Source organism: Streptomyces sp. NPDC020490 (genome assembly GCF_044335305.1).
In the GTDB taxonomy this organism is placed as follows: Bacteria; Actinomycetota; Actinomycetes; order Streptomycetales; family Streptomycetaceae; genus Streptomyces.
On record NZ_JBIRUY010000052.1, the window covers coordinates 15,055 to 30,960 of the forward strand.

17 protein-coding genes are annotated in these 15,906 nt (G+C 72.7%); 3 read left to right on the top strand and 14 right to left on the bottom strand.

Going from position 1 to position 15,906, the window contains the following annotated elements; all coding sequences use genetic code 11:
- The 10 genes from cysD to ACH4ZX_RS36855 form a co-directional block, all read right to left on the bottom strand.
- The gene (gene cysD / locus ACH4ZX_RS36810) at positions 1 to 939 is read right to left on the bottom strand and encodes a sulfate adenylyltransferase subunit CysD (RefSeq protein ID WP_398282689.1); all 939 of its coding nucleotides are present in this window, start codon (positions 937 to 939) and stop codon (positions 1 to 3) included.
- Positions 936 to 1,505: an adenylyl-sulfate kinase gene (cysC, locus tag ACH4ZX_RS36815; protein WP_324786806.1), complete on the bottom strand. Its 570-nt coding sequence runs from the start codon at positions 1,503 to 1,505 to the stop codon at positions 936 to 938. The genes cysD and cysC overlap by 4 nt, the downstream gene beginning before the upstream one ends.
- Positions 1,502 to 2,212 (bottom strand): phosphoadenylyl-sulfate reductase, encoded by a 711-nt coding sequence (locus ACH4ZX_RS36820; RefSeq protein WP_398282691.1) that lies wholly within the window; start codon positions 2,210 to 2,212, stop codon positions 1,502 to 1,504. The genes cysC and ACH4ZX_RS36820 overlap by 4 nt, the downstream gene beginning before the upstream one ends.
- Complete coding sequence (locus tag ACH4ZX_RS36825) at positions 2,209 to 2,388, bottom strand: hypothetical protein (RefSeq protein ID WP_398282693.1); 180 nt, start codon at positions 2,386 to 2,388, stop codon at positions 2,209 to 2,211. Before ACH4ZX_RS36825 ends, ACH4ZX_RS36820 begins: the two co-directional genes overlap by 4 nt.
- Positions 2,385 to 4,082, bottom strand: a complete 1,698-nt coding sequence (locus ACH4ZX_RS36830; RefSeq protein ID WP_398282695.1) for a nitrite/sulfite reductase — start codon at positions 4,080 to 4,082, stop codon at positions 2,385 to 2,387. The genes ACH4ZX_RS36825 and ACH4ZX_RS36830 overlap by 4 nt, the downstream gene beginning before the upstream one ends.
- A gap of 171 nt (positions 4,083 to 4,253) precedes the next feature.
- Positions 4,254 to 4,337: a putative leader peptide gene (locus ACH4ZX_RS36835; RefSeq protein WP_310739661.1), complete on the bottom strand. Its 84-nt coding sequence runs from the start codon at positions 4,335 to 4,337 to the stop codon at positions 4,254 to 4,256.
- A gap of 127 nt (positions 4,338 to 4,464) precedes the next feature.
- Complete coding sequence (locus ACH4ZX_RS36840) at positions 4,465 to 5,037, bottom strand: GNAT family N-acetyltransferase (RefSeq protein WP_398282697.1); 573 nt, start codon at positions 5,035 to 5,037, stop codon at positions 4,465 to 4,467.
- A 133-nt stretch (positions 5,038 to 5,170) separates the two neighbouring features.
- Positions 5,171 to 6,451: a hypothetical protein gene (locus ACH4ZX_RS36845; protein WP_398282699.1), complete on the bottom strand. Its 1,281-nt coding sequence runs from the start codon at positions 6,449 to 6,451 to the stop codon at positions 5,171 to 5,173.
- A 541-nt stretch (positions 6,452 to 6,992) separates the two neighbouring features.
- Positions 6,993 to 8,294: a GAF domain-containing protein gene (locus ACH4ZX_RS36850; protein ID WP_398282701.1), complete on the bottom strand. Its 1,302-nt coding sequence runs from the start codon at positions 8,292 to 8,294 to the stop codon at positions 6,993 to 6,995.
- A gap of 297 nt (positions 8,295 to 8,591) precedes the next feature.
- Positions 8,592 to 10,226, bottom strand: a complete 1,635-nt coding sequence (locus ACH4ZX_RS36855; protein ID WP_398282703.1) for an acyl-CoA dehydrogenase family protein — start codon at positions 10,224 to 10,226, stop codon at positions 8,592 to 8,594.
- Between the two features lie 64 nt (positions 10,227 to 10,290).
- On the opposite strand from ACH4ZX_RS36855, the gene ACH4ZX_RS36860 reads away from it, so the two are divergent.
- Positions 10,291 to 11,445, top strand: coding sequence for a YihY/virulence factor BrkB family protein (locus ACH4ZX_RS36860; protein WP_398282705.1), 1,155 nt, complete (start codon positions 10,291 to 10,293; stop codon positions 11,443 to 11,445).
- A 58-nt stretch (positions 11,446 to 11,503) separates the two neighbouring features.
- Positions 11,504 to 12,289, top strand: coding sequence for a DUF6597 domain-containing transcriptional factor (locus tag ACH4ZX_RS36865; RefSeq protein WP_398282707.1), 786 nt, complete (start codon positions 11,504 to 11,506; stop codon positions 12,287 to 12,289).
- On the opposite strand, the gene ACH4ZX_RS36870 is transcribed toward ACH4ZX_RS36865, so the two are convergent.
- From ACH4ZX_RS36870 to ACH4ZX_RS36880, 3 genes are all read right to left on the bottom strand, one after another.
- Positions 12,272 to 12,673 (bottom strand): VOC family protein, encoded by a 402-nt coding sequence (locus ACH4ZX_RS36870; RefSeq protein WP_398282709.1) that lies wholly within the window; start codon positions 12,671 to 12,673, stop codon positions 12,272 to 12,274. The genes ACH4ZX_RS36865 and ACH4ZX_RS36870 overlap by 18 nt on opposite strands.
- A 73-nt stretch (positions 12,674 to 12,746) precedes the next feature.
- The gene (locus tag ACH4ZX_RS36875) at positions 12,747 to 13,379 is read right to left on the bottom strand and encodes a VOC family protein (protein WP_398282711.1); all 633 of its coding nucleotides are present in this window, start codon (positions 13,377 to 13,379) and stop codon (positions 12,747 to 12,749) included.
- A 365-nt stretch (positions 13,380 to 13,744) separates the two neighbouring features.
- Positions 13,745 to 14,173 (bottom strand): VOC family protein, encoded by a 429-nt coding sequence (locus ACH4ZX_RS36880; protein ID WP_398282713.1) that lies wholly within the window; start codon positions 14,171 to 14,173, stop codon positions 13,745 to 13,747.
- A gap of 143 nt (positions 14,174 to 14,316) precedes the next feature.
- Here ACH4ZX_RS36880 and ACH4ZX_RS36885 point away from each other — a divergent pair, with 143 nt between their 5' ends.
- Entirely contained in the window at positions 14,317 to 14,955 is a 639-nt protein-coding gene (locus ACH4ZX_RS36885) for a flavin reductase family protein (protein ID WP_398282715.1), read from the top strand.
- 1 nt (position 14,956) lies between these two features.
- On the opposite strand, the gene ACH4ZX_RS36890 is transcribed toward ACH4ZX_RS36885, so the two are convergent.
- On the bottom strand, positions 14,957 to 15,853 hold the full coding sequence (locus ACH4ZX_RS36890) for a LysR family transcriptional regulator (RefSeq protein ID WP_398282717.1): 897 nt from the start codon (positions 15,851 to 15,853) through the stop codon (positions 14,957 to 14,959).
- Positions 15,854 to 15,906: the final 53 nt, after the last annotated feature.

A 15,906-nucleotide genomic window follows, 5' to 3' on the forward strand; every position in this document is an offset into this window, starting at 1 on the left:
TTAGAAGTACCCCTCGCGCTTGCGGTCTTCCATCGCGGCCTCGGAGAGCTTGTCGTCGGCGCGGGTCGCGCCGCGCTCGGTCAGCCGGGAGGCGGCGATCTCGGCGATCACGGCGTCCAGCGTGGTGGCGTCGGAGTCGACGGCGCCGGTGCAGGACATGTCGCCGACCGTGCGGTAGCGGACCTGCCGCTTCTCCACGGTCTCGCCGTCCTTCGGCCCGCCCCATTCGCCGGCCGTCAGCCACATGCCGGCCCGCCGGAACACCTCGCGCTCGTGGGCGAAGTAGATCTCCGGCAGCTCGATGCCCTCCCGGGCGATGTACTGCCAGACGTCCAGCTCGGTCCAGTTGGACAGCGGGAAGACGCGGACGTGCTCGCCGGGCGCGTGGCGGCCGTTGTAGAGGTTCCACAGCTCGGGGCGCTGGCGGCGCGGGTCCCACTGCGAGAACTCGTCGCGCAGCGAGAACACCCGTTCCTTGGCGCGGGCCTTCTCCTCGTCGCGGCGTCCGCCGCCGAAGACCGCGTCGAACCGCTCGCTCTGGATCTTCTCCGTCAGCGGCAGCGTCTGCAGCGGGTTGCGGGTGCCGTCCGGGCGCTCCTTGAGCACACCCCGGTCGATGTAGTCCTGTACGGACGCCACGTGCAGCCGCAGGTTGTGCCGGGCGACCGTGCGGTCGCGGTACTCCAGCACCTCGGGGAAGTTGTGCCCGGTGTCCACGTGCAGCAGTGAGAACGGCACCGGCGCCGGCGCGAACGCCTTCAGCGCCAGGTGCAGCATGACGATGGAGTCCTTGCCGCCGGAGAACAGGATTACCGGCCGCTCGAACTCGCCCGCGACCTCCCGGAAGATGTGCACCGCCTCGGACTCCAGCGCGTCGAGGTGGGAGAGCGCGTACGGGCTGTCCGTGTCCTCCGCCACTGCGGCGACGGTCGTCGTCATGCCAGTCCCCTTTCGGTGAGCAGCGCGTGCACCGCTGCCGCGGACTCCTGGACGGTCTGGTGCTGCGACTCGATGCGCAGGTCGGGCGTCTCCGGCTCCTCGTAGGGGTCGTCGACCCCGGTGAGACCGGACAGTTCGCCCGCCGCCTGCTTGGCGTACAGGCCCTTCACGTCACGGACCGAGCACACCTCGACCGGGGTCGCCACGTGCACCTCGACGTACGGCGCCCCGCTGTCCTGGTGGCGCTTGCGAACCGCCTCACGGCTGTCCGCGTACGGCGCGATCACCGGGACGAGCGCCTTCACGCCGTTGCGGGCGAGGAGTTCGGCGACGAAGCCGATGCGCTGCACGTTGGTGTGCCGGTCCTCGCGGCTGAAGCCGAGGCCCGCCGAGATGAACTCGCGGATCTCGTCGCCGTCCAGCACCTCGACGCGGTGGCCCTCCTCGCGCAGCCGGGCGGCCAGCTCGTACGCGATGGTGGTCTTGCCGGCGCTCGGCAGACCCGTGAGCCAGACGGTGGCTCCGGTGGTCACGTGGTTCTCCTGGGTCTCGGTGGTCGTCGTCATGCGTGCAGCCCGCACTCGGTCTTGGCGCGGCCGGCCCAGCGGCCGGCCCGCGCGTCCTCGCCCGCCAGGACCCGGCGGGTGCAGGGCGCGCAGCCGACGGAGGCGTAACCGTCCATCAGCAGCGGGTTGGTGAGGACGCCGTGCTCGGCGACGTAGGCGTCCACGTCGTCCTGGGTCCAGCGGGCGATCGGGGAGATCTTGACCTTCCGCCGCTTCTCGTCCCAGCCGACGACCGGAGTGTTCGCGCGGGTCGGGGACTCGTCGCGGCGCAGGCCGGTCGCCCAGGCCAGGTAGCCGCGCAGGCCCTGCTCCAGCGGCCGCACCTTGCGCAGCTTGCAGCACAGGTCGGGGTCGCGGTCGTGCAGCTTCGGGCCGTACTCGGCGTCCTGTTCGGCGACCGTCTGCCGCGGCGTGATCGTGATGACGTTGACGTCCATCACGGCCTCGACCGCGTCGCGGGTGCCGATGGTCTCCGGGAAGTGGTAGCCGGTGTCGAGGAACACGACGTCCACGCCGGGCAGGGCGCGGGAGGCGAGGTGGGCGACCACCGCGTCCTCCATCGAGGAGGTCACGCAGAAGCGCTTGCCGAAGTTCTCGGCGGCCCACTGGAGGATCTCCAGCGCGGAGGCGTCCTCCAGGTCCCGGCCCGCCTGTTCGGCGAGCGCCCTCAGATCCTCCGCCGTGCGGTCTTCCTGAACGGTCGTCATGTCTGCTCTCCCCCTGCGTCGGTGTGCTGAAGGCCCCGGGCGAGCAGCCCGAGGAACTTCAGCCGGAAGGCCCGGTTGCACGCCGCGCACTCCCAGGCCCCGTGGCCTTCCTCATTCGGGCGGAGGTCCTCGTCGCCGCAGTAGGGGCAGTAGAACGGTGCGGCCCGCTCGCTCACGACAGCGCCTCCTCGGAAGCGCGGGCGGCCCAGGCGGCGAAGCGCTCGCCGTCCTCGCGTTCCGCCTGGAATCGCTTCAGCACGCGCTCGACGTAGTCCGGCAGTTCGTCGGCGGTGACCTTCAGGCCGCGCACCTTCCGGCCGAACCCGGCCTCCAGGCCGAGCGCGCCGCCGAGGTGCACCTGGTAACCCTCGACCTGCTCGCCCTTGTCGTCGAGGACGAGCTGGCCCTTGAGACCGATGTCCGCCACCTGGATACGGGCGCAGGCGTTCGGGCAGCCGTTGAGGTTGATGGTGATGGGCTGGTCGAAGTCCGGCAGGCGGCGCTCCAGCTCGTCGATCAGCGAGCTGCCGCGCTGCTTGGTCTCGACGATGGCGAGCTTGCAGAACTCGATGCCGGTGCAGGCCATGGTGCCGCGCCGGAAGGAGGACGGCCGGGCGGTGAGGTCCAGCGCCTCCAGGCCCTCGACGAGCGAGTCGACCTGGTCCTGCTCGACGTCCAGGACGATCATCTTCTGCTCGACGGTGGTGCGGACCCGGCCCGAGCCGTGCGCCTCGGCGAGGTCGGCGATCTTCGTCAGGGTGGCGCCGTCGACGCGGCCGACGCGCGGGGCGAAACCGACGTAGTAGCGGCCGTCCTTCTGCCGGTGCACGCCGATGTGGTCGCGCCACTGCTGGAGCGGCTGCTCGGGGGCGGGACCGTCGGTCAGCCTGCGGTGCAGGTACTCGTCCTCCAGCACCTGGCGGAACTTCTCCGGCCCCCAGTCGGCGACCAGGAACTTCAGGCGGGCCCTCGTACGAAGCCGCCGGTAACCGTAGTCGCGGAAGATGGACAGCACGCCCTCGTAGACGTCCGGGACGTCCTCCAGCGCCACCCAAGTGCCCAGCCGCACACCGAGTTTGGGGTTGGTGGACAGGCCGCCGCCGACCCACAGGTCGAAGCCGGGGCCGTGCTCGGGGTGGCGGACGCCGACGAACGCCACGTCGTTGATCTCGTGGACCACGTCCAGCACGGGCGAGCCGGAGATGGCCGTCTTGAACTTCCGCGGGAGGTTCGAGTACGCCTTGTTGCCCAGCACGCGGCGCTTCATCTCCTCCAGCGCGGGCGTGCCGTCGATGATCTCGTCCTCGGCGATGCCGGCGACGGGGGAGCCGATCATCACGCGCGGGGTGTCGCCGCAGGCGGTGACCGTGGACAGGCCGACGCCCTCGAGCCGGTTCCAGATCTCGGGGACGTCCTCGATGCGGATCCAGTGGTACTGGACGTTCTGCCGGTCGGTGATGTCGGCGGTGCCGCGCGCGAACTCCTGCGAGACCTCGCCGATGACACGCAGCTGCTGCGTCGTCAGAGCGCCGCCGTCGATGCGCACACGCAGCATGAAGTACTCGTCGTCCAGCTCCTCCGGCTCCAGGACCGCGGTCTTGCCGCCGTCGATCCCGGGCTTGCGCTGGGTGTACAGGCCCCACCAACGCATGCGCCCGCGCAGGTCGTTGGGGTCGATCGAGTCGAACCCGCGCTTGGAGTAGATCGTCTCAATGCGTGTCCGCACATTGAGACCGTCGTCGTCCCTCTTGAACTGCTCGTTGCCGTTGAGCGGGGTGTGGTGCCCGGCGGCCCACTGACCCTCACCGCGGTGACGGCTCACCTTGCGGCGGACAGGCGCGGCGGCAGGGTTCTGTGGGGTGGCGGCCATGGTTGACACGTCCTTCGGGACAGGCGGGAAAGCGGCTCTGATCTGCGCATACATGCGCATTGCACGCGCATGGGCATACGTGTGCGCCGTCGCGCGACATTGCGCTGACGAGGTCGGAGAACTCCGGGGAAACCCGGTGAGATGCGGGGAAGTCGGGCGTCGCTGGGGCTGTCAGCTCGCCGGACAGATGGCGCTGGACATGCGGCCGAGGTCGACGTGTCGCCGACTCACCAAGGCAATTCCAGTTCCAGGCATGACGGAAGCGTGGCATGGAGATCTGGACACAGTCCAGCTTTATCCATCATGCGGACACCCTTGTCTCGCACTGCGAGACAAGGGTGTCGCTGGTCACATGGCTGAGAATCGGCTGTGTGCGCGCGGGTCAACCGGTATAGGCGCCGGGCCACGGGCCGGGGGCGGCCACCTCCGGCTCCTCCTCGACCTTGGTGTCGAACAGCCGGAATCCACGGCGCAGGTAGTTGTCCATGGCGTGCTCGCCGTCCTTGCTGCAGGTGTGCAGCCACACCCGCTTGGTGTGCGCGAGCCCCGGCCAGCGGTCGGCGAGGTCCCAGGCGCGCGCGGCGCCGTGGGACAGGAGGTGACCGCCGATGCGGCGGCCCCGGAAGGCGGGGATCAGGCCGAAGTAGACGATCTCCACGACCCCGTCGTCCTGCGGCTCCAGCTCCACGTAGCCCGCCGGGGTGCCCCGGTCGTAGGCCACCCATGTCTCCACGCCCGGCCGGCCGAGCTGCTGCTCCCACCGGGCGTACGTCCAGCCGAGGCGGTCGGTCCAGCGGATGTCGCCGCCGACGGAGGCGTACAGGAAGCGGCTGAACTCGGGGGAGGGGACCTCGGAGCGGACGATGCGGACATCCCCGTCGGGGACCGCTGCGGGGAGCAGGTCCGTCGGGGCCGTCTGCTCCAGGGACCAGGTGGTCACGGGCATGGTGGTCATGCCCGCCAGGGAACCATCCGCCCCGGGGATCTGTCGATTCGTCCCCTGGGCGCGGCTTGTCCCGGTGACCGTCGTCTCCCGGAGGGCGGTCCCGTACGCCCGCCTCGGGGGCTGTCCTTGTTCCCGGGCCGCCTCAGCCCAGGGATCCGTCCACGGAGGTCAGCGGCAGCGCGAACAGGACCCGCCCCGACTGGGACCACAGCTCGCCGGTCTCCGCCCAGTAGGACAGGGGACCGGCCTGCGGGCTCCAGCAGTGCCGGCTCTCGTCGGAGCCGCACCGGGTGGCCTTCGCGCCGTCGCTGTCCTGCCGCCACAGCGTGCCGTGCCCGTCCGGGCTGTCGGCGCCCCGGCTGAGGAACCAGGCGGAACGGTACGCCAGTACGCCCCGGACGCCGGTCTCCTTCGTCTCGTAGGCCTGGTCCACGGCCGCCCGGCCGGTGCCGTCGGTGGCCAGCAGCCCGGCGCGGGCCGGGGCGGTGCTGAAGGCGTAGCGCCACAGGCGCGTGGCGCGGTCGCTGTCCGCGGGCACCCGCTCGCTCGCGACCAGGCTGTCGGGCGCGGTGCTGCGGTCGAGGGAGAGGGCGGCGCCGCGCAGGGCGCCCGCGGCGCCGGCCGCGCCGGTGGGCCGGTAGGAGCCCACGGCGGGCAGCACGTACCGGGCTCCGTACGCCGACCAGCCGCCGCGCACCCGGCCGACCGGGCCGCGGTCGACGGTGGCCCGCTGGATGCGGTGCATGTCGTAGACGTAGACGCCGTCGGCGGCGGTGACCAGCAGTTTGCCCTGGTACCAGACCATGCCGGTGACGGGGGAGGCCAGGCCCCGGTAGTCACGGCCGCCGTCCGTCGGGACCGCCAGCAGCGCCCAGGTGTAGGTGAGGTGGTCGGGGTCGCCGGCGTCGACGAAGGCGACCCGGGCGACGCCGGGGCGCTCCGCGCGGCCGGTGTCGTGCGACCAGCCGGACAGCAGTACCCGGTCCGCGCCCCAGTGCCCGTCGTCGTCCGCGTCCCCGGAGCTGGTCACCGCGCCGGCCCGCCAGCCGCGCGTGTCGGCGGCGTCCCAGCAGTACGCGCGGGTGGCCGCCGGTTCGACGGGCAGGGCCGTGCGCTCCTCGGACGTACAGTCGTCCGCGGTGCGCAGGGCCCGGTCGGCGTCGTCGAGGACGGCGCGCACGCCGACGGGCCTGCCCATCGCGGCGGCGAGCCGGTCGAGCGTGCGCCGCGGCACGAGATGCTCCGTCAGGCGCGGTCCGGCGGACGCCGCCAGCGGTCTGAGGGGGCCCGGATCGTGCGAGACCGTGGCCTGCGAGGCGCTGATCATGGTGGCCGCGGCGGTGAGCGCGAGGGCGGTCCCGGCCAGGAAAGCGCGCAGCGCTGTGCCGCGCTTGCGCCTGCGGTGCCTGCCACGCTGCTTCATCGAACCTCCCGAGGCGGGCCAACTGCGCCCGTTGATCCGTACGTTGCTCAAGGAGCAGCTGGGGTGGCCCGAAGCACGATGCTACGGCAGCCGGTACCGCTCGCGGACGAAGACCCCGCAATTACGCGGAACTCGTGAACCGGCGACGGTCGGGGGCGCCCGTCGTGCCGCGCGGCGCGCCTGCGGTTGTCGTGTGCCGCGCCGTGTGCCTGCGGTCGTCGTGCGCCGCGCCCGCCGTCGTCGTGCGCCCGCGGTCGCCGGTCGCCGCGGTTGCCGTGTGCCCGCCGTCGTCGTGCGCTCAGGGTCGCCTCTGTTCACGGGGTCGGTGGGGAGGAGGGCGCCGCCCTCCGCGTCGGCCGCGGGAACGGCGGGCCCGGTCGGCCCGCGCGGCGGCGCGCCCTGGGGCGGGCAGGCGGGCTGCCCGGCGTGCCGCGCCGGTGCACCCGTCCGTGGGACGGCCCGGCGTGCCCGCGCCGGCCGGTGTCGTCGCGGTGCGGCGCGGTACGAGGCGCGGCGCGGTGGGGCGGGGCGGCTGCGGAGGTCAGGAGGTGGAGGCCGGGGTGGTCGTGCGGTGGTGGGCGATGGTGCGGGCCGTGGAGTGGGGGAGCAGGTCCCGGGGGTCGCCGGGGAGCACCAGTTCCACCTCCGCGTCCTCGCAGAAACGATACGGCCGATGTTCCAGCAGCGCCCCGAGGTAGCGGCGCACCCGGGACATCTCCGCGCGGACGGTCACCGTCCGGGCCGGGTCGCCGAACACGTCCGCGGCCAGCGCCGCCGCGCTGCGGCCCGCCGGGTCGAGGGCGAGCAGGTACAGCAACTCGGCGTGCCGCGGACTCAGTTCACGGCTCCAGGAGCCCGCGCCGCCGGTCACCGTCACCGACCAGCGGCGCGGCTGGGCGAGGTCGAGCACGACCCGGGTGGCGCCCCGCGGCGCCGGCCCGTCCCCGTCCACTGCCCCGATCAGCCAGCCCCCGGCCAGCGGCTCCACCGAGCACAGGCCGAGCGGAGGCAGCCACCGGCGCCCCGGAGACAGGGACTTGGGCAGCGCGATCCGGTTCGTGTACGGCATCCCGGTCAACGCGGCCGTCCAGCCGTCCTGGTCCACCGCCACCGCCCGGCCGCCCATCTTGGCCAGCAGCGGCGCCGCCACCGACCGCAGCCGCTCCAGCGAGGCCAGGTGCAGCTCGCGCAGCCGCGCCTCGGCGAGCTTGGCCACCGAGTCGACCCAGGCCAGCGTGGCCGGATGCATCGTCTCCAGCGGCCCGCTGACGTCCACGACGCCGATCAGGCGACCGTCACGCGGGTCCGTGATCGGGGCGCCGGTACAGGTCCACGTGGTCAGGGAGCGCACGAAGTGCTCGGCGGCGAACACCTGCACCGGCCGGCGCACCACCGCCGGGGTGCCGATGCCGTTGGTGCCGACGACCCCCTCGCCCCAGTCGGCGCCCACCTCGAAACCGAGCCCGTCGGCCTTGCGCAGCACCGGCGCGCTGCCCTCCCGCCACAGCACCCGGCCCTCGTCGTCGGCGACGACCATGATGTGGTGGGCGGCGTCCGCGACCGACACCAGCCCTTCCCTGAGCACCGGCATGACGTGCCGCAGCGCCGTGGACTCCCGCCGCCGCCGCACCTCCTCCGCGGACAGCAGCCCAGCCGGGCGGTGGCGCTCGGGGTCGACGCCCCGGCGCATCATCCGGGCCCAGGACTGCCCGATCACCGGCCGCGGCGCGACGGGGGTGCGCTGCCCGGAGATCGCGGCTGAGCGGACCTCGTTCATCACCCGCGCCGCACGTGCCGCGTCGACCGCGGCGAGCTGCGTCACATCCGTCGGCGACAGCGCCACTGATGACCCTCCTGCGAGAAACGCTCAGGACCCCGGTTCCCGCGTCGTTCCGGCGGCGGGAGCCTACAGCCCGTTCCGGCTGTCCGTCTCATGGTGCCCGGGTGTCCTCACCGGACGCGCACAGTCCGCATACAGACAGCAGCAAGTTGCAACCCCTTGCAACCCTGGTGAACGGCTGCGGGCCCGGTCGAGACTTGAGCCACGCCGTCCCGAGCGGCGTTCGCGGCCTCGAACAGGCCGATGGCGGGGGTGGTGCCGTGTCGGCGCAGCACCACCCCCGCACCGCCGACCACCCGGTCAGGACACCGGACGCGCCCGCTCCACGACCGACGCCAGGTCCAGGGTGTGCGGCAGCGTCCCGAAGGCCGCGCCGCCGTCGCCGCCCAGCCGTCCGGCGCAGAACGCGTCCGCGACCTCCGGCGGCGCGAACCGGACCAGCAGCGAGCCCTGCAGCACCAGCGCGAGCCGCTCGGTCAGCCGCCGGGCCCGTCCCTCGATACCGTCCAGGTCGGCGAGCTCGGTCAGCAGGTCCTTGATCGCCTTGTCGAGCCGGTGATCGGCGCCGCGCGCCGTCCCGACCTCCCGCAGGAAGGCGTCCAGGGCCCGCGGCTCCCGTCGCAGCACCCGCAGCACGTCCAGCGCCTGCACGTTGCCCGCGCCCTCCCAGACCGAGTTCAGCGGCGACTCGCGCACCAGCCGGGGCAGCCCGGACTCCTCGACGTACCCGTTGCCGCCCAGGCACTCGGCCGCCTCGACCACCAGCGGCGCGCAGCGCTTGGTCACCCAGTACTTCGCGGCCGGCACCGCGATCCGCAGCAGCGCCCGCTCCTGCTCGCCGCCGTCGTCGCAGGCGGCCGCGAGCCTGAGCGCGAGGGTGGTCGCCGCCTCGGACTCGACCGCGAGGTCGGCCAGCACGTTGCGCATCAGCGGCTTGTCGACGAGCCGGCCGCCGAACGCCTCGCGGTGGGAGCAGTGGTGCACCGCCTGGGCGACCGCCTGCCGCATCAGACCCGCCGAGCCGAGCACGCAGTCCAGCCGGGTCGCCGCCACCATGTCGATGATGGTGCGCACCCCGCGCCCCTCCTCGCCCACCCGGCGGGCCCAGGTCCCGTCGAACTCCACCTCGCCGGAGGCGTTCGAACGGTTGCCGAGCTTGTCCTTCAGCCGCTGGAGCAGGAACGGGTTGCGGGCGCCGTCCTCCAGGACCCGCGGGACGAGGAAGCAGGTCAGGCCCTCCGGAGCCTGCGCGAGCACCAGGAACCCGTCCGACATGGGAGCCGAGCAGAACCACTTGTGCCCGGTCAGCTCGTAGGTCCCGGCCTCGGCCAGGGGCCGCGCGGCGGTGGTGTTGGCGCGCACGTCGCTGCCGCCCTGCTTCTCCGTCATGCCCATCCCGAACAGCGCCCCGGCCTTCAGCCGGGCGGGCCGCAGCTCGCGGTCGTAGATCATGGACGTCAGCCGCGGCTCCCACTCGGCGGCGAGCGCGGGCTCGGCGCGCAGCGCGGGCACGGCCGCGTGGGTCATCGACAACGGGCACAGGTTGCCGGCCTCCAGCTGCGTCCACACCAGGAAGGCGGCGGCCCGGCGCACATGGCCGCCGGGCCGGACCCAGGCCGCGGTCAGCCCGGCCCCCACGCCCTTGCCGAGCAGGCGGTGCCAGGCCGGATGGAAGTCGACCTCGTCGACCCGGTGGCCGTAGCGGTCGTGGGTGCGCAGCCGGGGCGGGTTCTCGTTCGCCTGGACCCCCCACTCCTGCACCTGGGCGGAGCCGGCCGACCGGCCGAGCGCGGCCAGCTCGCCGCGGGCCTCGTCGAGCAGGGCGGGGTCGAGGTGCCGTTCGACGGCCGCGGTCAGGGCGCGGTCGGCGGTGAAGACGTCGTAGCCGGACAGGGGCGGGGGCTGGTTGGTCACGGTGTGCGTGCTGCCTGCCATGTCTGCGAACCTACCCGGCCGACGGGGGATGAGTGCACCTGGTCAGGGCGGATACCTTTAGTTTGTGCAGCAGGCAAGTGAACCCCCGCAGAGGCCCTCCGGTCGTCTCCACCGGGCGCGCGCCCTCTACCGGAACGTCTCCAAACGGAGGACGGCCTGGCTGCTGCTGAAGGACACCGTGAACTCCTGCATGGAGTACCGCATCCTCGGGCTCGCGGCCGAGGCCGCCTTCTTCACGCTGCTGTCCGTGCCGCCGCTGCTGCTCAGCATCATCGGGCTGCTCGGCTACGTCGACTCCTGGACCGGCACCGACACCATCACCAGCCTGGAGACCAACCTCCTGGAGGCGTCCCGCACCGTCCTGTCCGACAAGGGCGTCACCGAGATCGCCGAGCCGATCCTGCACGACGTGGTCAAGGGCGGCCGGCCCGACGTCATCTCGGTCGGCTTCCTGTTCGCCCTGTGGTCCGGCTCCCGCGCGGTGAACGTCTTCGTCGACACCATCACGGTCATGTACGGCCTCGACGGCGTCCGCGGCATCGTCAAGACCCGGGTGATGTCGTTCCTGCTGTTCATCGTGGCGCTGCTGATCGGTTCGATCGCGCTGCCGCTGATGGTCGCGGGCCCCGACGCGGTGGTGCGGATCGTGCCGTGGTCGGAGACGCTGGTGCAGGTCCTGTACTGGCCCGTGGTGATCGTGCTGTCCATCGTCTTCCTGACGACGCTCTACCACGTGTCCGTGCCGGTGCGCTCCCCGTGGATCGAGGACGTGCCCGGCGCCCTGGTCGCCCTCGCCATGTGGGTGCTGGGCAGCTTCCTGCTGCGCATCTACATCACCCACACCATCGAGGGCGCCACGATCTACGGCTCCCTCGCCGCGGCCGTCGCCGTGCTGCTGTGGATCGGCGTGTCCGCGTTCGCCGTGCTGGTCGGCGCGGCGGTGAACGCCGCGATCGACCGGGTGTGGCCGGCCGCCGCCACCGCCGCGGCGCGCGCGGCGAACGAGCGGGTGCGGGAGGCGCAGCTCGCCGAGCAGGCGGCCCGCGCCGCCGCGGGCTACGAGCCCGACCCGGACGACCCGGACATGCCCTCGGAGTTCCCGGAACGCTGGTCGCGCTTCCTGCCCCCGGAGGACGTGACCTCCCGCCTGCGCACCCACGTCAAGAGCACCCACCCGCCGCACCCGCACCCGCATCCGCACAAGCACGAGGGCTCGTAGCCGCCCCGCGGCACGCACCGGACGTACCCCGTCCGCCCGGCGGCGTAGCCTGGCGGACGTGTACGCGGAGAGACCGTGCCGGGTGCCCGGCGCCGTCGTGTGGACGAGCGCGTGGCCGGACCCGGCGACGGACGCGCCGACCGATGTGTGGCCGGATGCGGCGACGGACGCGTCGCCGGACGCGGGGACGAACATGCGGACGGACCCCCCGCCCGGCGACGGGCCGGCCCGCGTGCTGCCCGACGGCTGCATGGACCTGCTCTGGCACGACGGCCGGCTCCTGATCGCCGGACCCGACACCCGCGCCTACGCCGTCGAAGGCGCCCCGGGCGCCCGGTGGGCGGGCGTCCGCTTCTACCCCGGGACCGCGCCCGCGCTGCTCGGCGTCCCCGCGCACGAGCTGCGCGACCGCCGCGTCGCCCTCGCCGACCTGTGGCCGGCCGCGCGGACCCGCCGCCTCACCGCCCTGGTGAACGCCGCCGCCGACCCGGCACGCGGCCTGGAGGAAGCGGCCCTGTCGCTCGCCGCGGCCGCCGGGCCGCCCGACCCGCTGCTGCGGCGGCTGGTCACCGCCCTCGACGCGGGCCGCCCCGTCGGCGCGACCGCCGACGCACTCGGCCTCGGCGCACGCCGCCTGCACCGCCGCGCCCTGACCGCGTTCGGCTACGGCCCGAAGACGCTGGCCCGCGTGCTGCGCCTGCAACGGGCGCTCCGCCTCGCCCGCGACGGCGTGCCCTTCGCACAGACCGCGGCCCTGGCCGGCTTCGCCGATCAGGCCCACCTGGCGCGGGACGTGAAGGCACTGGCGGGCTTGTCCCTCCGTGAGCTACTGCCCTGCCGGTAGCTCGGCCAGCAGGTCGACGCCGTTGCCGTCCGGGTCGTGCACCACCGCGTACCGCATGCCCCACACCGCGTCCCACGGCTTCAGCTCCCCGTGGTGACCCGCGCCGACCAGATCCTTGTACAAGGCGTCCACCTCCGCGGGCGACCCGCACCGGAAGGCGAGCGACACCCGCCCGCCGCCGGCCGGCGGCTCCCACCCGGCGTGGAAGGACCGGATGGTCTCCTCGGTGTCCAAGGCGAGCCGCAGTCCGCCGGGCAGCTCGGCCTCGACGTGCGGCTGCTCCTCGGATCCCTCGGGGAACTCGAGCCCGAGGCGGCGGTAGAAGGCGAGAGACGCGGCCAGGTCCGAGACGACCAGGCCGATCACAGCGAATCGTGAAGTCATGCGGCCACGGTAGGCACCGCCCCTACCCGCGGTCTTGAAGGAAACGGACACCCAGAAGAGCGCCCAGGGCCGGCTATCCGAAGGTGACCGGTCCCCGGGGCGTGTCCACGGTGAAGGTGATCCCCACCGGGCCTTCGGCGAGGTCGAGTTCGGCGTCGACGGCGGCCAGCAGGGGGCGGATCCGGTCGGGGTCGGGGGCGGTGGCCGACAGGCGGAGCAGCGGGGTGACGGGCAGGCCGGTGGCCGTGGGGTGGACGGCGGAGCCCCAGTCGATGAGGAAGGGCACGAGGCCGGAGGGGTGCTGGGTGTCGCCGTCGGTGAGGCGCCACTGGAGCAGGGTGCCGTCGGGGCGGCGGCGGCTCATGGGCCGGACGGATCCGGGGTCGTAGCCGCGGGCGCGGGCGGCGGTGACGGCGGCGTCGAGGTCGGGCGGGCTGACGGCCCAGGTCACGGTCCGCGCGGCGGGCAGCGCGTCGGCGCCGAACGGGCGGGGCCCGGCGTGCCCGGGCTGGGCGGGGTCGGGGCCGATGATCTCCAGGTAGCGCGAACCGCCCAGCGAGACAAGGTGGTTGCGGGTACCCAGGCCGACGTGCGCGCCCCCGGGAGCCGGCTCCACACCGGTGCGCCGGGCGAAATCGGCGACGGTCGACGCCAGATCGGGAGTCGCGAGGACGAGGTGGTCCAACCGCGCGGGGATGGCGTTCATCGCCACCGAGACTACGCTCCCGAGCGGGCGAGCCCCTGCGCGATCAGCGGGCCGGTCATCAGCGCGTGATCGAGTAAGAAGCCGCCGTTCGGGCTGTCGAAGCACAGCCGGAGCGCGACTATCAGCGCATCGTGTCGCCCGGACGAGGTTGCCGCCTGACGAATCGAGCGAGCCCGTGAGTGACGATGTCCTCTTCGTCATTCCGACCGACCCGTACCGGCAGCCGGAACGGGCCGCGGCTGACCGTACCGCGTCGATCGTGCAGGACCTGGCCCCCGGGCTCCCGGCGGGCGTCGATGCCGAGATCGACGTCACCTGGTACGACACGCTCACACATCTGACGCACGTCCCCGGGGGACGGATGCTCAGTCGAGGCAGAATTCGTTGCCCTCGATGTCCTGCATCACGATGCACGAATCGGTGCCGTCGTACAGCAGTCGCACGCGTACCGCGCCGAGCGGGAGCAGTCGTGCGCACTCGGCTTCGAGCGCGGCCAGCCGCTCCTCGCCCACGAGCCCGGTGCCGACCCGCACGTCGAGATGCACTCGGTTCTTGACGAGCTTGCCCTCGGGAACGCGCTGGAAGAACAGTCGCGGGCCCACTCCTGAGGGGTCACCGCAGGCGAACCATGAACCCTCGTCCTCAGGAAACCGGGAGCGGTTGAAATCCGCCCACGTGGCGAACCCCGTCGGCGGGGGCGATACGACGTACCCCAGCACCTCGCACCAGAAGCGGGCGACGCGTTCAGGGTCCGCGCAGTCGAAGGTGACCTGGAACTGCCTGATCGATGACACCGGCGCACGATAACAGGGGGACTCGGCCGTAACGCGGTGTCGCATTGCCGCCAGCGTAGGCGGTCTCGCTCCGGGAGAGTCGGCGACGGCTCGTGTTGCTCATCGCGGGTCTGTCATCCGGCACTCTGCGAAAGGCGCAGCACATGCACGTCGTCCCCGGCCTCAAGGTCCTGTACTTCGGGACCCCGGTGGTGCTGATCAGTTCCCGCAACGAAGACGGCACGGCGAACCTCGCGCCGATGTCGTCCGCGTGGTGGCTGGGCCAGTCCTGCATGCTCGGGCTCGGCAACAGCGGCCAGACCACGGCGAACCTCCTGCGCGACGGTGAATGCGTGCTCAACCTGCCCTCGTCGGCGATGGTCGACGCCGTGGACCGGATCGCGCTCACCACGGGCAAGCGGGAGGTGCCGGACTTCAAGGTGAAGCAGGGCTACCGGTACGTGCCGGACAAGTTCGCGGCCGCGGGGCTGACCGAGCAGGCGTCGGACCTGGTCCGGGCCCCGCGGGTCGCGGAATGTCCGGTCCAGCTGGAGTGCAGGGTCGTCGCGGCCCACCCCTTCGGCACCCCCACTCCGCACGCCACCGCCTTCCAGGTCGAGGTCCTGCGCGCGCATGTCGAGGAAGAACTGGTCATCCCGGGGACGCATTACGTGGACCCGCTCGGATGGGATCCGCTGATCATGAAGTTCTGCGAGTTCTTCGGCGGCGGACACAACGTTCACCCGTCGCGACTCGCCGAAGGCTGGAACATGCCCCACCAGGGCAGGACGGCATCCGTCTGATCTAGCCGCGGCCGGCCACGGACTCGGATGCCGCCATGAAGGCCCGTACGAGGGGACGGTCGTCTCCTCGGCGGGTGGCCATGAAGATCCGGCTCCTGGTGGGAGGCCCGTCGAGTTCGAGACGCCGGGCGCCCGCGGGGAGCAGTGTCGTGACGCTGTGGGGGGCGATGGTGACGCCGAGTCCGGCGGCGACGAGCATGACGATGGTGTGCCAGTGCGAGCACTCCTGCGCGACCCGGACGTCGATGCCGGCGTCCCGCAACGGCTGTGTGTTCACGTCGAACGCCTGGGCTCCCGCTGAACGCGGGAAAAGGATCAGCGGGTCGGCGGCCAGCGCCGCCGCCTCCGTACGATCGGCCGTCGCGGCGGGGTGGTCTGCGGGGACGACGGCGACGAACCGTTCCGTTGCCAGCAGCGAGAGGTCGATGTCGTCCCGCTCCTCGGCATCCCGCACGATCCCGATGTCGGCGGTGCCCCGCTCCAGCGCCGCCAGGACATCGACGGTGAAGCCGTCGTGCAGCTTGACCTGGACGTCCGGGCGGCAGCGGGAGAACTCACGGAGCCGTTCGCTGACGATCGCGGCGGCGGAGGTGATGAAGGCGACGTCCAGGCGGCCGGCCTCGCCGCGCCCGACACGGCCGGCCTCGTCGAGGTCGGCCGCCAGCCGGCCCAGCAGGTCCCTCGCCCGTGGCTGGAACGCCGCTCCCGCGTCTGTGAGGCGGACGCTTCGCGAGGTCCGCCGGAACAGTTCCACACCGACCGCCTTTTCGAGCTGCCTGATCTGCTGGGAAAGGGCGGGCTGAGCGATGTTCAGCCGCTGGGCGGCACGGCCGAAGTGGAGTTCCTCGGCCACGGCCAGAAAGTACCGCAGGTGGCGGAGCTCGACGCGCTGATCCATATCTCAAGGTTATCGATACGGGCTGATGCCGGTATTGGACATATGGGTGAGCG

Excerpts from the sequence above, each read along its gene's own strand:
- ACH4ZX_RS36840 (WP_398282697.1), bottom strand. The coding sequence starts at position 5,037 with ATGACCACCATGCCCGTGACCACCTGGTCCCTGGAGCAGACGGCCCCG.
- cysC (WP_324786806.1), bottom strand. The coding sequence starts at position 1,505 with ATGACGACGACCACCGAGACCCAGGAGAACCACGTGACCACCGGAGCC.
- ACH4ZX_RS36830 (WP_398282695.1), bottom strand. The coding sequence starts at position 4,082 with ATGGCCGCCACCCCACAGAACCCTGCCGCCGCGCCTGTCCGCCGCAAG.
- ACH4ZX_RS36890 (WP_398282717.1), bottom strand. The coding sequence starts at position 15,853 with ATGGATCAGCGCGTCGAGCTCCGCCACCTGCGGTACTTTCTGGCCGTG.
- ACH4ZX_RS36870 (WP_398282709.1), bottom strand. The coding sequence starts at position 12,673 with ATGACTTCACGATTCGCTGTGATCGGCCTGGTCGTCTCGGACCTGGCC.
- ACH4ZX_RS36855 (WP_398282703.1), bottom strand. The coding sequence starts at position 10,226 with ATGGCAGGCAGCACGCACACCGTGACCAACCAGCCCCCGCCCCTGTCC.
- ACH4ZX_RS36875 (WP_398282711.1), bottom strand. The coding sequence starts at position 13,379 with ATGAACGCCATCCCCGCGCGGTTGGACCACCTCGTCCTCGCGACTCCC.
- ACH4ZX_RS36845 (WP_398282699.1), bottom strand. The coding sequence starts at position 6,451 with ATGAAGCAGCGTGGCAGGCACCGCAGGCGCAAGCGCGGCACAGCGCTG.
- cysD (WP_398282689.1), bottom strand. The coding sequence starts at position 939 with ATGACGACGACCGTCGCCGCAGTGGCGGAGGACACGGACAGCCCGTAC.
- ACH4ZX_RS36885 (WP_398282715.1), top strand. The coding sequence starts at position 14,317 with ATGCACGTCGTCCCCGGCCTCAAGGTCCTGTACTTCGGGACCCCGGTG.
- ACH4ZX_RS36835 (WP_310739661.1), bottom strand. The coding sequence starts at position 4,337 with ATGCCTGGAACTGGAATTGCCTTGGTGAGTCGGCGACACGTCGACCTC.
- ACH4ZX_RS36820 (WP_398282691.1), bottom strand. The coding sequence starts at position 2,212 with ATGACGACCGTTCAGGAAGACCGCACGGCGGAGGATCTGAGGGCGCTC.